Below are 13,599 nucleotides of genomic sequence, written 5' to 3'. Positions count from 1 at the left end.
ATCTGCAAATATTAAAGAAAAACGCCCGGTCGCAGATGCGCGACGGGCGTCGGTAAAGTCATAGCAAAACTGTATTACACTGGCTTAAACAATTCCGTCAGGCTCGCGGCCTGTTCGTCGTTGAGTTCCTTACCCGCGCCGTCGTGATATCGCCGTTTGATGGCCGCAGCGATGTCCTCTTCCGAGGCATGCTGCTTCACCAACTGGGTTGTCATCGCCGCCCACGTCGCGTATTCGTCTGCGGGCACTCCGTCTTCGACGACAGCCAGCGGGTCCAGCATGTACCAAGTCGCACAATGCTGCGAAAACAGCTCGTCACGCTGATAATCGGCAGCAAGCAGGCGCGAGTGCGCGAGGTCCTCGATGTACTGAAGTGCTTGGCGCCCTATCGTACGGCCTTCAGCGTCAATCCCCTCCCCCCGCACATCCTGAACCCGGATGTACCATTCCTCCGTGTGACCGGTGAGGCAGCGAGGTTCATACGCAAGATTGCGAAACGCCTCCGTCATGTGCTGAGCGTGTAACTTCGCAAGCTGCCGACTCGTCCAGAACGAGAACTCGTCCTCGCCGATGTGCAGCTTTTTAATTTCCGGCTGTGTCATGGATGTCCCTCGAGTTGTGAGCATTATCCATCTGCCCTAGGGGAAAAGAGAGAAAGAAACGAGAAAAGCACTGCAAACGCCTTTTGCCACACCGCTTTCGCGGCCCGGAAACGACGGGTAGCTGATGACCTTGAGGTGTGTAGCAAAAAATGTTTTGTAAAGCGTCGAAGCACTTTACAATGCAGGAAACACCAGATAAAAGGCCTGTTTCATGACCCAAGTGTCACGCCCCGCGCGGCTCGCCAAAGCCGCCATGGGACTGCTGTTATCGTTTCTCGCATCGACTTCGTTTGCGGTCGTCGACATTCCAATCGCGGGTCAGGTCGTCGACCTGACTGACACGCTCTCGGAACAGGACAAGAGCGGTCTTGCAGCCAAGCTCGATGCTGTTGAGCGGGCCACCGACGCGCAGATTGAAATTCTCATGGTGCCGAGCACGGGCACCGAGAGCGCGCAGGCCTATTCTCTCCGGGTCGCCAGAGCGTGGCGACCGACGGGCAAAGCCGGAATGGAAAAAGGCGTCGTCGTACTGGTCGCCAAGAACGACCGCAAGATTTTTCTGCAAATCGGTCGCGGCCTTCAGGAGGTCATCACAAGCGACGTCGCAACAGCGATAGCGAAAGAGACCATTGGCCCGAACCTGCACCGGGGCGACTATGCCGGGGGTCTCAATGCGGGCGTTGACCGCCTGGGCCAGACGATAGCAGCGGCGAACCCCGTCAGCAGCTCCGACAGCACGCCGAACGTTTCACAACCTACTGCCGCCCTCGCTGTCGCCCGGGCCAGTTCGCCCCTGTCCGGTGCTGACGTTGCATACGGCGTGTTGGTCATCAGCTCCGTGTTCCTCGTGGGAGTGCTGTTCCGCTTCCGTGGCAGTGCCCGGTCGGCCCGCGAACAAGAAGCGCGAGAAAGAGAAAAGACCTCCGTGCGGCAGCACAGCTCAGTGTCCGAAGCGCGCCGCCGCGTGCCGAGCACTCGCAGTGGGGCCGGCGACTCCCCGCGCACGCCCCGCACGACGGGCACCTCGAGCGCGAGTCGCGGCGAGTCGAGCCGCCGAAGTGACTCGGATTCCAGTTCCGGCGCGGACTTCGTCACAGGCTACGTTGTCAATAGCGCAATAAACCGTGCCGCGTATGAAAGTCCGCGTACCGCCTACGAACCGTCCACCAGCCGAACCGACGATTCTTCGTGGTCGTCATCGTCTTCTACTAGCGACACCTCGCCCAGCATTGACTTCACCGGCGGCGGCTCGGATTTCTAGGCTTGACACGGAGTGTCGGCGCACGCGGCACTCCGGTGGTTCCTCAAGGAGAACAACGATGTGTGATTGCAAACTGTGCCAACAAAACCGACTTGTCTCCAGCCATCTCAAAGCGCTACCGGAAGAGCAGCGGGCGTTTTTCTCGGACCTGTACGACGGGATGCTGAACATGAGTATGGACCTCGAGTATCTGCGCGCGGTCGTCGACGGAAGCTGGCCAGACGCCGATGCGGTGATAGGCTCGCATCGCGAGCGGGCGGCGCGCAGGGCAGCGCTCGCGGCTGCAACGACCGCAGCGTCGACCGGTGCAACGAACAATGTCGCTTAAGGCTGCTCACGAGCTCAAACATCTCGAATCCCGCCTTCAGAAACTCAAGGTCGAATTGTCCGAGCGCGACGCCGCCCGGAAAGAGGCGCAGGCCGCCTATGCCAGCGTGCACTCGAAAATTCAGGCGGTGGAACAGAGCATTGCGAACCTGAAGGCGACGGCCACCAAGCCGGTGGTCACTGAACACGCGCTCCTTCGTTACCTCGAACGGGTCAAGGGCGTCGACCTACAGGCTATTCGTGACGAGATTTTGACATCGCGCACAATACAGGCGATTGACACGCTGCAGACATGCAAATTGCCTTTCGGCGAAGGAATGCTGCTCGTGGTCGAAAAGCGCGCGGTGACAAGTGTCGTTCCCGTCGAAGACCGGCATCAGGCTCAGGCACGCGAGACTGCGGCGGCGAAACATCGGGGGCCGAAGCCGGCACAGTTGAGGCGCCAGCAAGCTGAGGACGGAGGTTCAGTCGACCAAAGCGCCTTCCCGGGTTAGCTGGGGGCGGGTCCGGCGCACTGCGGGCTTCGGTCAGCCACGCATGCAGTGCGCAACCGATATCGAGTCGGAGCGACATTGGGAGTTGCGATAGTCGTGCCGGCGCGAGGAGTCGGTATAATGCAACGGGCGCTGTGACTCGGTGCCCGTCCTGAGAACCTATCGATACCCCTTTCGAGAAACGCCCGACATGAAAAACGTTGTCAAGAATTGCTTCGCCCTGCTTCTTCTGGCCGCAGTCGCTGTTCCCGCTGTATCGTTCGCGAACACTACCAAACACCACACTCAGCACCACCAGAAGCACCATCACGCGCACCACGTCGCGGCCTAAGCACGAAATTCGCTGAGAGATTCCGCACTGTGGAAAAACGGCTTGCCCTTCTCTGGCGAGCCGTTTTTCTTTTGGCGGGCAAGCGCATGTCCGGACGCGCGACTGTGGCCCGCTCAGGCCGCTGCAAGGACCGGCGAGTCGTTCCCCGCAAAGATTCGCCCACCTGACAGGCAATCCACCATCCCGACGATGCCCTTCTGCTGCCGGGCCTCGCGGCCGTAGTAACGCACCGAGTCGTACCCGAACCAGTCGAAGCTTCCTTTCGTGTTCATGAAGAACATGTGAGAAATCGCGTGCGCTTGAGGGTAAAGAACGATGATGTCGTTCGCTTCGGCCCATCCGTTGTAGCCCGCGCCCTCCGCAAACGCCCGGCCGATTCTCGCCTCCTGCTGGCCGCAGCCGTGCAGCGCAACGTGTAACCGGCATGTGCGCCCTTCGCGCGCGCCACTCGGGATATAGACGTACCCCGTCGTCGACATCCCATGCCACGGCGCGCCGCCAACGAAATCGCGCTGGTCAAATGCCACGACGGGCGACGTCGGTGCGACACGCGTGCGAAGCGGCCCGTATAGGTGCGTCAGCAGTTCACCCGCTGCGTCATAGCCCGCGTTGGTAATGCAGGTCTCGAGTCCGGGGCGCGCAGGAACGTCGTGAAACCCGTCTGTCGGCATTGCATGCTCGACGTCAACTTCGCCGACGAGCTTGACTGCATCCGGCTGGGCGAAATGGCTGTTGTACGCATATTGGGCATCGACCGTCGCGCGAGAGACGACCCGGTCCTTCGCGCCGTGGAATAGCCAGAAGCGCGCCCTTTTTAGGTTCGTCAGCGGCGCAATAAGGCCGTGCTCTGCCAGCGTTTCTGTCCGATGGATGAGGTAGTCAGCTTGTGGCGCAGGTTCTGCGCGCATGCCCGCGAAGGCGCCGATAACAGAACCGTCAGCGCATAGGAACGGGCCGCCAGCAACGCTGCCCATCCCTGAAAACACGTCGGAATAGGCGACCTGCAGCTGCTGGGCCATAAAGGCGCCGGCCGATATGCCAGATACGGTGATGGCGGTTGTATCGACCTTGAAGGCGGGTAGCCTTTGTAGAGCCGGCGCAGCAGTAAGAAATGGCACTCCGTGGAGCACTGAAAAGTTCATGTTTGTGGTGTGGCTCGCGGATTAGCCGGGCGCGGCGGGAGCTTGAATGACTTGCACTTCAGGAAGCGGCTGCCTCGAGTAATGCATAGGCGGGTCAAAATCGACCGTAATACCCCCTTCTGGGCGGCGCGCCCACGCCTGCGCATGACGGAGCGCGTCGTGGATGTCGCACGCGACCTTTGCGCTTTCGGGCGTTCGGTGCGAAGCAACTCCGTAATGCGCATGAGTGTCGATGCCAAAAAGCGCCGGCTTCGCTTCCTTCAAAGCAGTCGCCAGTCCAGCCAGAGCCTCGAAGTCCGGTTTTCTATCCGTCTGCAGGCGCAAGCGCAGCGCGGCCTCGACTTCTTCCAGATGCCCCATGCCCACACGGAACCAAAGGTTCAACGCATCCTCCAGGACATCCGCATGCATCTCATTCAGTTTGAGTAAAACTTCCATCAACCCCTCCTTTCCAAAACTGCCACCGGCACCCGGCACCTGTTAATTCGAAGTCGCAGTCCAACCTGTTAGCTGCCGCTTCGCCGACACTTCAAAGGCCTCGGCGTTGACGTCCACGTGGTCTACTGAGTAAGACCTGACGAAGTCGATTCGCGCGCTGAGTAGCCCTTGCGCGTTCCACTGCCCCTCCTCGAGTTCTCTGCGCACGAGAGCGACGCATTCCGCGCGGGCTGCATCGTCTGTCCCTGCGCTGGAGATGAGCGCGTCATGAATACGCGTTGTGACCTCGACGAAACGCCAGTTCCCTCCCCGACCGCTATCGATTCCGACGGCTACGTACCTTGTGTCATGTACGCACAGGCAAAGCAGCTCAGAGCGGTGTAAAGCCTGGTCAACCGCATCCTGGACACGCTCCAGAGCAAGCTGCGCCGCTTCACCCGCCGTGGCCGCCTCTACCGAAAGGGTGTGTTTGACCTGCGAAAAAACGCCGACAACCCTTCTCATTTCGACTCCGTGGTCCATTCACCCAGCGGGTCAAACTCACCTTCGCAGTAAGCCCAGCTCAGCGACGGCGTGCCATCGCGCTTCAAAACCCGCCCTTCCGCGCGCCATCTGAGCCGAGACGGGTTCCTGGAACGCGCCTCAGTCTCAATAGAGACCTGTTCAACCAGGAAGGTCTTGCCTTCGAACGTGAAGCCATTCGACACCGCCGTTTCGCCTCGTTTGTGCGGGCATGCTGCAGCCGCAAGCGCCTCGCTCGCCGCCTGCAGTTCGCGCTTAGCCTCTGCGGCCGCGTCAACAGCGACCAGATAACGACGTCCGAGTGCGCGCGCCGCCGGGTTGGGCTGCTGTGTAAAGTCGTCTTCCATAGAACTTCCCAGGGAGCAAAAGCGCGTTTCTACGCGCCTTCCATTTAGCAAATGTAAAGGATTATACAACCTTTACAAAACATGCCCCGAAAGATAAAATAGGGTTCAATGTGAGACGGCCTGCGGAGCATGAGCTTGTCGCGGTACAATCGCACGACGTAAAAACAATTTCTGAACGGGGGAAAATCTGATGCCATTGACCGCTATTGAGGAACGGGATATCCATGTCGGCGCCGACGTGCGCGCGGCGATAGATGTCTTGAAGTCGAAATTTGGTGCCCAGTTGACGCACGACTCGGGCCACGGCCGCGACGACTCGCCGGCGCTCAAGCCCACGGCACCCACCTGGATTTACACGCTGCCCCGCCACGGTGACGCGCAGGTCGCTGTGCGGATGAACAAGGAGAAGCTTTCCATGTATCTCCGCGCTCGTACCCGCCAAGGTGCTGCGTTTGAGCCGCTGCTCGAGGGCCTCGCGACTGTGGAAGAGCATTACGTGGTCGGCGGGCAGAAACCTCCGGCCAGCCTTCTGAGTGCGAATGACGCGCCCTACCTGCAGGTTTCAGCGAATACCCCCCTGCTTCGCGTCAAGACCTCCGCCACGAACATCGAAAGCGTCCTGAACATTTACCTGGGCTGACCGCTTTCGTCGTTCCCCCTCTCGTATAAGAGCGCCCGCTATAGGAGGAGAACGTTTTCATCTCCTCTCGCCCCGGAACCGACATGAGCATCAAGAACTACCCGCGCTTACCGCGCCTCTATTTCGACCTCGACGGAGTCCTCGCGGACCTGGAGAGCGGTGCGAAGCACCACGGTCTTCCCCCGTCGGAGGCGAAGCGAAAGGTCGGTTTCTATCGGGACCTTCCGCTCGTTGCACATGCTCAGGAGGCGGTACACGAACTGCGCAGGGACGGCTGGCCCACGTGGGCGCTCACGAAAATTCCCGACAGCAATCCATTCTCCGCGACGGAGAAGCTGCTTTGGACGCGAGAGTCCTTTCAGGCCTTCAATGAGCGCATTGTCATCACCCCGGACAAGGGCGCTGTCGGTACGCCGGATGACTGGCTCATTGAAGACCGGCCGGGACACGCGAATGCTCACGCCTTTGCCGGCTATCTGGTGCACTTCGGCTCGCCGGACGCTCCGGACTGGCCCACTGTTGTTCAGTTCTTTCGGAAAGTCAGAGCGCAGGGCCTGTCCGCGCGCGACCTGAAGGCTGAAGCCTTGGCTAACGGCACCTACCTCCAGTACATGCCCGAGGAAGAGCGGTCCCAACGCCACTATCCATTCGGGCTTGCCCCAGCCTGAATTCAAGCGAGCTGAACTGCTCGGCACGCGCGCCAATGAACCAAAGGCGCGCCGCCGCGCTAGCTACACTGGGTACGAAACTCAAGGGGACTGTGATGAAAGACGAACTAACCGCTCTGACCGAAACACTCATTCACGCCGCGTTCAAGTCTTCTGTGTACTTCCTCGACAGCGAGGGCACCATCTCCATCGAAGATGCTGCCGAAGAAAAGCCGGTGCTTACGCTCACGCCTCGGCCGGAGCTTCACGAAAGCCTCCGTGACTCAGTCCGCAAGCTGAGCGACGTGATGCGTTTCGCGACCACGTACGAAAGCGTCGAAGATGCCGAAAAGGAAATCGGCGACCTGGCGCGTACGGTCTACGACACCGTCAAGCTGAGGCCCGTCGTCCACTGACTTTACTTTGCTGAGCTAGCTTAACCGTTGGCACGTCCAGTCGGTAATCCCCCATTTTCCGCTTCTGTTCTGCTACGAGCGGTGGTATGCCGATACGTTTGGACGGTAAGGAAGGTGGGTACGGCCAAGCGTAGTATTCGCCTCGTGGCTTCCGTCCGGGCATGAGGCCGAATTTCCCACGTCGCACGCCAGGCGTGTCTTTAAACGCCCTGCCTGCATTTTCCCGGCCAAAGAAAAAAGGCCCCTGCTCGACAGAACGGGGGCCTTTCCAGTTCAAGGTCCTTGATACAAGCCGCTGTTGTACCCTGCGGGGACCGCGCAGTGGAAGGGTGACTGACCAAAATTGGCGACCACGGTTGCGGATGCCCCCGCTTTGACCGCAACGCCGATTGCGACTGGCCCGGCAGGAGCCGTCGGCGACGGCGTGACTGTGAGCTGGAGGCAGTTGCGTGTTACGGTGTACGTCTTGTTATCCATATCCAGCATTACGCCTGCGTAGGACCCAGTCGGAAACGCCCCGTTTTCGTCGAGTTCCGAGCTGTTCGTAATGCCGGCGTAGGTTAACGGGCCGCCGGTCGTGAAATAGAACTCGGCGTACCACTTTCCTGACGAAACCCCGAGCTTCGAGGACTGGTATGGGTACCCGCCCCCGAGGAGAGTACAGGCGGAGGAACTGCTGCCGGTCGTACTTGCCGTCAAGCCATCGCTCGAAACGGTCCAGCAGCCCGCTCCGCCTGTCAGCGTCGAATAGGCATGTCCGGTGCTTGGCGCCGACGCACCTGCCGGTGCCTGGGCAATAAGGCCAGCGACGGGTACGCGGTATGTGTAAAGGGGTCCCGACGCGAAACACGGAGCGGACAATACCGTGAGGGCGACGGCAACAGCAAGACGATTGAGCATCAGAACGCGACCAGATTGATTGGAGACACGCAGTGTAGGACCCCGCCAAGACGCGCGCCAATTCTGGATGGCTATGGACTTCGCAATCACTTGCTGGCTCGTCCGGCTGGGTAAGCCTCGTATCGGGTTTCTGCCCGTCAGGTCATGGCGTTGCTCCACGCTTCTTTCAGACCCCGCCTCGCGACGACGCCCTTGCGCTTCACTAATCCTTCGCCGCCATCTGGCGTGATAAGGGACTTTCACCCTCGAGTTGTTGAGCATGCTCGGTACACAACAAAAAGCCGCCCGAGTGGGCGGCTTCGAATTACGTCGTCTGACTGCAAGCCTGATTGATGATTGTCCGGTTGAGGACCTTCAGTCCTTTGTCGCTTAGATAAATCATGGTGGAATCGCGTCATCCTTTGTGCGCGGCAATGGTCACGGCGACGACGTTACCTTCGCCGCGAGCCGTGGCGGGGCCGAAGCCGCCCGGGTCGCACATCCGAACCATCAACTCCGTGGGGTACACGTGCGAGAGTGCGTCGCGCTTGAAGTCGTGCCACGCGAAGTAGCAACCGGGGTCTGGAGCATCGATGATGCGAACCTCGATTGCAATCGGGTCTGCTCCGCACATGTCGACCTGAAACCGATTTCCGTAGATGTGATTCCATGGAAGCTTCGGCCGGTCGGTCGCTGAAGCGAACATGCCGTAGACCCGTTTTCGCGGACTCGGCGTTGCGGCTTCTCCGTTCGGGTTCACGAGGCGTAGGCGGCACGGGCTGATGCTTTCGTCGAACTGCCACCACGCCTCGCCGCTTACTTCTCCACCGGTTTCGTCGGGCTCGAAGCACAGCCCCCTGACGTCGACTTCCCAGCAATCCATCGCCGGTTGCGGACGTAGCACATCCGTAAGGAATATGGCGTCATAGCCGGTCTGGTCGAACAGCGTGCTCAAGCCGAGGGTCAAAATGCTTTCCCTGTTGTCGGGCGCCGAATAGTGGTAAAGGATTTCAGGTTTGGTCACAGATGGCCTCGAAGGGTTAGAGTTCCTCCTTCGTGTAGCAATTATGAAGTGGTGGCCCGGCGCAATGAAGAATGCGAATCCGAATCGCGAACAAGATAATGGGATGGATGAGCGCTTGGCGCGCGCAACGAGTCGACACAGCCCTTTGTGGAACCAAGCGGAACAGCAGCACACCCGGACAGGCCGGCCAAAAGGCTGAAGGGGTAACTCCGTCACAAGACTGCCCGCCCAAAAGAAAGCCCTCCGAATTCATCGGAGGGCTTCGAATGACTGAGGGCGCAAAGCCTTCAGGTTAGACGGGCTGGGCGTTAGTCGGGAGCGCCGTGCTCGGCAGAACCTCGAGCCAGTTCGCAAAACGGCCCCACAGGCTCGGGCGGCGCGCGATGTTGGTCGCGAGCTCCTCACGCGTCATGCCGTCACGCACGAGGTCGAGAAACGTTGCGTTTCCGTCAGCGATTTTCCGCTGTTCCTGGTAGAACATCTGCAATTGGGTCGGTTGAATTGTGCTCATTTGTAAAGGTGTCCTTTAACGGGTTGTCCTATTCCGTATAGCGCCTGTCAACACGCCTCTCAAACCCATTTATTGCTCTAACGATTGGCGTCACTTGCGTGCGATAATATACCCTCGCGCGAGTCCGCGCGTCCAACAAAAGCCTGAAAAATCGGGGGTCCATCTTGTTTTCATTCTTGCATTCGGCAGATTGGCAAATCGGCACGCAGTTTGGTCAGTTTGAACCTGAGGAAGCGGCTCATCTGGCCGAGGCGCGGTTCGAGACGGTCAGAAGAATCGCGGCGCTTGCGACCGAGAGACAGGTCGACGCAGTTCTCGTCGCAGGTGATGTCTTCGACCAGCAGACTGTCACTGACACCGTCATCCGCCGGCTTTTCGGCGCCTTGGCTGGTTTCACCGGGTCGTGGGTCCTTCTCCCGGGAAATCACGACGCGGCGCTTGCCGAGTCTGTTTGGAAACGCGCACAGCGCCTGAATTGCGTTCCCGCGAACGTGCACGTCGTTCTCGAACCCGGCGTCCGCGTCTTTGACGACCTGAAGCTTGCCCTGCTCTGCGCGCCCCTCACCCAGCGAAATACGTACGAAGACACGACTGCTTTCTTCGACCAGGCAGAATCTCCTGATGGTTATGTCCGCGTCGGCCTCGCGCATGGGAGCGTCACTGGCCAACTGCAAGAACTGGTGGACTCCACAAACCCGATTGCTGCCGACCGCGCCGCTACCGCGAGGCTCGACTATCTCGCGCTCGGGGACTGGCACGGCATGAAATCGGTCGACGAGCGGACGTGGTACGCGGGGACGCACGAGCAAGACCGATTCAAGAACAACGGCTCTGGCTTTGTCCTCCATGTGACACTGAGCGAACCCGGTGCGGTACCGGCAGTGACGCCGGAGCGAGTGGGAAAATACACCTGGCATCGCTGGGAACCGGAGGTCTCGCTGCCGACCGACGTCGACCAGCTTAAAGCGAACCTCGCCGAGCTCTCCGACGCCGACGTCCTGCGCGTTATCGTCACTGGCGCGATGTCCCTCTCTGAAGCAGAATCCATCAATCTCGCAGTCGAAGAAACGCGCGCTCGTGTGCGAGCATTGCGCGCAGACACGACCGGGCTGCAAGTGCTGCCGACAGACGACGAACTTGCCGCGCTCGGCGCCCAGGGTGGTTACGTTGCGAAAGTTGTTGCCCAGTTGCGCGAGCTGCAAGCCGATGTCAGCCAGGGCAGAGTGGCCGCCGAGGCGCTTCTGATGCTTGCGAAATTCCAACGGGACGTTGTGGGAGCAACCGCATGACATTTTTTCTTAAAAGCGTCACAGTCCGCGACTTCAAGCAGTTTACTGGTGAGCTGGTCGTCGACGGTCTCGAGCCGGGCCTGAACGTTTTCACCGGCCAAAACGAATCGGGAAAGAGCACGCTTGTTCAAGCGGTGCGCACCCTGTTCCTCGAGCGGTACAAGACCAGCAAACTCGACATCCTTCCTGACACGAAGCCCAGCGCACAGCCGAGTGGCGAAGCCGTGTTCGAGGTCGACGGAACGTCAATGGTTCTGAAGAAGCAGTTCATCAAGGGCCAGCGCTGCGAATTGCTTATCGACGGCAACAAGACGGCCCTGAGCGGCGACGAAGCCGAAGAACGCCTCTCTGAGCTGTTCGGATTTTCGCCTTCAAAGTCCGGTGGCATCCGTGCGGACCAGGCGGGCGTGCCCGGCCTGCTATGGGTTCGCCAAGGCGAGGCGCAGCAAGTCGGCGACGCGAGCGGGCACGCGGCGAGCTATCTGCGAGACGCGCTCGGCCAGCTGTCGGGGAGCACGATGTCAGGGGGTGAAGATGCACTCATCGCGACAGTCGAACGCACCCTGCTCGAGCTTCTGACCGACAAGCAGCGTCGCCCGACCGGCCCCCTTCTCGCCGCGATTAATCGCCTCGCCGAACTTGAGACCGAACGCACCGAGCTTGAGGCTCAGCGAGCGGAATATGAGGCGGACCTCGGTCACCTGGCAACACAGCAGGCGGCTTTCAACGAGACCGAACTCAAAAAGCCATGGGAGGCGCTTGACGTGCAAGCTGCAGAGGCCCAGGCCCGTGCCGACGCCGTAAAGCAGCTCGAGTCCCAGTTCGCCCAGCTGCAGCAGACACTCGCCCTCGCCCGTGTGGAGTTGAAGTTGCTGCTCGACAAGGAGCAAACCGCCGCGACCGCTGAAGCCAACCTCGAGAAGCAACGGGTCCAGCTGGAACAAGCCAAGGCTGCGCTCGTGGCTACGCAAGAAGCCTATCAGCATGCGACGAATGAAGTGGCGCTCACAAAGAACGCACACGAAGTCGCGACGAAAGCCCTGGACACCGCCAACGCTGCGGTCAATGCTAGCGACCTCGCAAACCAAATCGGTATGCTTCGGGGCGAAATCGCCCGACTAGAAAAGGCGATTGCGGCGGCGGAAGCTGCTAGCACCGCTGTTCAGGTCGCCACCCGGGACGCCGCCGCCGAGGAGGTCGATGCGGCAAAGCTTAAGCGACTCAAAATCGTAGCGCGGGACATCGTACCTTTGCGTGCGCAAAAGGACGCGGCGCTCACGCGGCTCGAGTACCGGCTGACGGGTGGCATCACCCTCAACGGCGAAGCCGTTTCCGGAACGGGCTCCTTGTCCCTGGAAACGCAGGCCGTATTCGGCCTGCCTGGCCTCGGTGAACTGACTGTCATCCCCGGCGTGTCAAACGTTTCTGAAATCACGTCCCAACTCGAAGCGCTCGAAGCCGAGCAGCACTCTCTGCTGCAAGCCCTCGGGGTCGCGTCGCCGGCAGAAGCCGACGCTCGCAATGAACGCTGGAAAGGGCTGGTGTCGGAAAAGAAGAGCCATGAGCAAATCTTGTCGCTTCATGCCCCGCATGGCATCGAAGCGCTCAAGGCACAACTCGCTCAGGACGCCACGCGGCTTTCCACGGCTGAAGGCCGGCTCGGGACGCTGCCCGATGTCTCAAACGCCATTCCTCTTGCTCAGGCGAAGCGCGAAGCCGCCGAGACGCTCGCGCGCTTTGAGGCCGCACGCCACGCATTGGCCGAGGCATCAGCAAAGATGTCGGGCGACAAATCGAGCGTCGATTCCTTGTCCGATGCGGTAGCGCAGCAGCACGCGCGGGTAAGCGACCCCGCTTTCGTCGCTGAGCGTTCGGAGCGGCAGACCGCGCTCGTCGAAAAGCGAAATCAGGTCGAAGTGCTCGAAAAGCAGGTCGGGGCTGCCGAGGCAGAGATTGAGGTCGCCAGAAACGGTGACCCAGTTGCGGAAGTGTTGCGCCTGAAAAAGTCCGCTGCGATGGCGCGCGAAGAGCAGCAGGAACGTGCGACGCGAATCACCAAGCTGCGCGTGCGGCTCGAAACTGTCGGCGCGTCCGGCGTTGGCGAGAAGCTTGCGACGGTGAACGCAAGCATTGAACAGGCTCAGCGCCGCAAAGAGGAGTTGACGGCGCGCGCGGATGCCTTGACGTTGCTTGAAAAACTGCTGCGGGATGAGCGTGACGCTTCGATTCGGGAACTGCGGGCACCCCTCACCAAGAGACTCGAACACTACCTCAAATACGTCTTCCCGCAAGCGCAGATGTCGGTTGCTGACGACCTGGGGCCGGTGGCCTTGCAACGAGGTGACCGCCTGAACATGCTCGACGCGCTGAGCGGCGGGACCCGCGAGCAAATTGGCATCCTGACGCGGCTGGCATACGCCGACATGCTTCAGGCAGCCGGCCGGCCGACGCTGCTGATGTTCGACGACGCGACGGTCAACAGCGACCCCGGGCGCCTTTCCGCTATCAAGAAGGCGCTGCTCGACGCCGCGACCCGGCATCAAATCATTGTTCTCAGCTGCGAGCCGGAGAAATGGAACGACCTGGGAGTCAAGAGGCGCGCGCTAGAGGACCTGAAAGCCGCCGCATAAGCAAGCGGCCACGGTAAGCAGCCGCTTCGTAATTTTTCAGAGCCTCCGGTTGTCCGGAGGCTCTTTTCATTTCAGTCGGCGCGCGCGGTGTCAGCCTTT

General features: G+C 60.4%; 15 protein-coding genes. 8 read left to right on the top strand and 7 right to left on the bottom strand.

Annotated features, from left to right (window positions below; genetic code table 11):
• Positions 1-74: 74 nt before the first annotated feature.
• A complete protein-coding gene (locus tag F6X40_RS09965) occupies positions 75-602 on the bottom strand; it encodes a hypothetical protein (RefSeq protein WP_187627657.1) in 528 nt (175 codons plus the stop codon).
• 211 nt (positions 603-813) lie between these two features.
• On the opposite strand from F6X40_RS09965, the gene F6X40_RS09960 reads away from it, so the two are divergent.
• From F6X40_RS09960 to F6X40_RS09950, 3 genes are all read left to right on the top strand, one after another.
• The gene (locus F6X40_RS09960) at positions 814-1,863 is read left to right on the top strand and encodes a TPM domain-containing protein (RefSeq protein ID WP_187627656.1); all 1,050 of its coding nucleotides are present in this window, start codon (positions 814-816) and stop codon (positions 1,861-1,863) included.
• Between the two features lie 169 nt (positions 1,864-2,032).
• Positions 2,033-2,191, top strand: a complete 159-nt coding sequence (locus F6X40_RS09955; RefSeq protein WP_187627655.1) for a hypothetical protein — start codon at positions 2,033-2,035, stop codon at positions 2,189-2,191.
• Entirely contained in the window at positions 2,181-2,684 is a 504-nt protein-coding gene (locus tag F6X40_RS09950; protein ID WP_187627654.1) for a hypothetical protein, read from the top strand. Before F6X40_RS09955 ends, F6X40_RS09950 begins: the two co-directional genes overlap by 11 nt.
• Before the next feature lie 444 nt (positions 2,685-3,128).
• Here the strand turns inward: F6X40_RS09950 and F6X40_RS09945 are convergent, their stop codons facing one another.
• The 4 genes from F6X40_RS09945 to F6X40_RS09930 all read right to left on the bottom strand — a co-directional run bounded on the left by F6X40_RS09945 (position 3,129) and on the right by F6X40_RS09930 (position 5,464).
• Positions 3,129-4,034, bottom strand: coding sequence for a hypothetical protein (locus tag F6X40_RS09945; protein ID WP_410452392.1), 906 nt, complete (start codon positions 4,032-4,034; stop codon positions 3,129-3,131).
• A gap of 144 nt (positions 4,035-4,178) precedes the next feature.
• Entirely contained in the window at positions 4,179-4,595 is a 417-nt protein-coding gene (locus F6X40_RS09940; RefSeq protein ID WP_187627652.1) for a hypothetical protein, read from the bottom strand.
• Between the two features lie 42 nt (positions 4,596-4,637).
• Complete coding sequence (locus F6X40_RS09935; protein ID WP_187627651.1) at positions 4,638-5,099, bottom strand: hypothetical protein; 462 nt, start codon at positions 5,097-5,099, stop codon at positions 4,638-4,640.
• Positions 5,096-5,464 (bottom strand): hypothetical protein, encoded by a 369-nt coding sequence (locus F6X40_RS09930; RefSeq protein ID WP_187627650.1) that lies wholly within the window; start codon positions 5,462-5,464, stop codon positions 5,096-5,098. Before F6X40_RS09930 ends, F6X40_RS09935 begins: the two co-directional genes overlap by 4 nt.
• Positions 5,465-5,654: 190 nt before the next feature.
• On the opposite strand from F6X40_RS09930, the gene F6X40_RS09925 reads away from it, so the two are divergent.
• The 3 genes from F6X40_RS09925 (at position 5,655) to F6X40_RS09915 (ending at position 7,167) form a co-directional block, all read left to right on the top strand.
• Complete coding sequence (locus tag F6X40_RS09925) at positions 5,655-6,104, top strand: hypothetical protein (RefSeq protein WP_187627649.1); 450 nt, start codon at positions 5,655-5,657, stop codon at positions 6,102-6,104.
• Positions 6,105-6,187: 83 nt separating this feature from the next.
• Positions 6,188-6,772, top strand: a complete 585-nt coding sequence (locus F6X40_RS09920; protein WP_187627648.1) for a hypothetical protein — start codon at positions 6,188-6,190, stop codon at positions 6,770-6,772.
• 95 nt (positions 6,773-6,867) lie between these two features.
• The gene (locus tag F6X40_RS09915) at positions 6,868-7,167 is read left to right on the top strand and encodes a hypothetical protein (protein WP_187627647.1); all 300 of its coding nucleotides are present in this window, start codon (positions 6,868-6,870) and stop codon (positions 7,165-7,167) included.
• A gap of 1,294 nt (positions 7,168-8,461) precedes the next feature.
• Here the strand turns inward: F6X40_RS09915 and F6X40_RS09910 are convergent.
• Both F6X40_RS09910 and F6X40_RS09905 read right to left on the bottom strand, forming a co-directional pair.
• Positions 8,462-9,070 (bottom strand): hypothetical protein, encoded by a 609-nt coding sequence (locus F6X40_RS09910; protein ID WP_187627646.1) that lies wholly within the window; start codon positions 9,068-9,070, stop codon positions 8,462-8,464.
• A gap of 292 nt (positions 9,071-9,362) precedes the next feature.
• Positions 9,363-9,581 (bottom strand): hypothetical protein, encoded by a 219-nt coding sequence (locus F6X40_RS09905; protein WP_222946036.1) that lies wholly within the window; start codon positions 9,579-9,581, stop codon positions 9,363-9,365.
• 164 nt (positions 9,582-9,745) lie between these two features.
• Between F6X40_RS09905 and F6X40_RS09900 the strand changes: the two genes are divergently transcribed.
• Both F6X40_RS09900 and F6X40_RS09895 read left to right on the top strand, forming a co-directional pair.
• Positions 9,746-10,870, top strand: coding sequence for an exonuclease SbcCD subunit D (locus tag F6X40_RS09900; protein ID WP_187627645.1), 1,125 nt, complete (start codon positions 9,746-9,748; stop codon positions 10,868-10,870).
• Entirely contained in the window at positions 10,867-13,500 is a 2,634-nt protein-coding gene (locus F6X40_RS09895) for an AAA family ATPase (protein ID WP_187627644.1), read from the top strand. The genes F6X40_RS09900 and F6X40_RS09895 overlap by 4 nt, the downstream gene beginning before the upstream one ends.
• The last annotated feature ends 99 nt before the right edge of the window (positions 13,501-13,599 follow it).

Source organism: Paraburkholderia sp. UCT31, from assembly GCF_014397655.1.
Taxonomy (GTDB): Bacteria; Pseudomonadota; Gammaproteobacteria; order Burkholderiales; family Burkholderiaceae; genus Paraburkholderia; species Paraburkholderia tuberum.
This window is presented reverse-complemented; position numbering and strand designations above follow the sequence as displayed.

What these genes read in the sequence shown, in the direction of transcription:
- F6X40_RS09965 (WP_187627657.1), bottom strand. Translation starts at nt 602, where the DNA reads ATGACACAGCCGGAAATTAAAAAGCTGCACATCGGCGAGGACGAGTTC.
- F6X40_RS09920 (WP_187627648.1), top strand. Translation starts at nt 6,188, where the DNA reads ATGAGCATCAAGAACTACCCGCGCTTACCGCGCCTCTATTTCGACCTC.
- F6X40_RS09945 (WP_410452392.1), bottom strand. Translation starts at nt 4,034, where the DNA reads ATGGCCCAGCAGCTGCAGGTCGCCTATTCCGACGTGTTTTCAGGGATG.
- F6X40_RS09940 (WP_187627652.1), bottom strand. Translation starts at nt 4,595, where the DNA reads ATGGAAGTTTTACTCAAACTGAATGAGATGCATGCGGATGTCCTGGAG.
- F6X40_RS09960 (WP_187627656.1), top strand. Translation starts at nt 814, where the DNA reads ATGACCCAAGTGTCACGCCCCGCGCGGCTCGCCAAAGCCGCCATGGGA.
- F6X40_RS09950 (WP_187627654.1), top strand. Translation starts at nt 2,181, where the DNA reads ATGTCGCTTAAGGCTGCTCACGAGCTCAAACATCTCGAATCCCGCCTT.
- F6X40_RS09925 (WP_187627649.1), top strand. Translation starts at nt 5,655, where the DNA reads ATGCCATTGACCGCTATTGAGGAACGGGATATCCATGTCGGCGCCGAC.
- F6X40_RS09895 (WP_187627644.1), top strand. Translation starts at nt 10,867, where the DNA reads ATGACATTTTTTCTTAAAAGCGTCACAGTCCGCGACTTCAAGCAGTTT.
- F6X40_RS09955 (WP_187627655.1), top strand. Translation starts at nt 2,033, where the DNA reads ATGAGTATGGACCTCGAGTATCTGCGCGCGGTCGTCGACGGAAGCTGG.
- F6X40_RS09930 (WP_187627650.1), bottom strand. Translation starts at nt 5,464, where the DNA reads ATGGAAGACGACTTTACACAGCAGCCCAACCCGGCGGCGCGCGCACTC.
- F6X40_RS09915 (WP_187627647.1), top strand. Translation starts at nt 6,868, where the DNA reads ATGAAAGACGAACTAACCGCTCTGACCGAAACACTCATTCACGCCGCG.
- F6X40_RS09935 (WP_187627651.1), bottom strand. Translation starts at nt 5,099, where the DNA reads ATGAGAAGGGTTGTCGGCGTTTTTTCGCAGGTCAAACACACCCTTTCG.
- F6X40_RS09905 (WP_222946036.1), bottom strand. Translation starts at nt 9,581, where the DNA reads ATGAGCACAATTCAACCGACCCAATTGCAGATGTTCTACCAGGAACAG.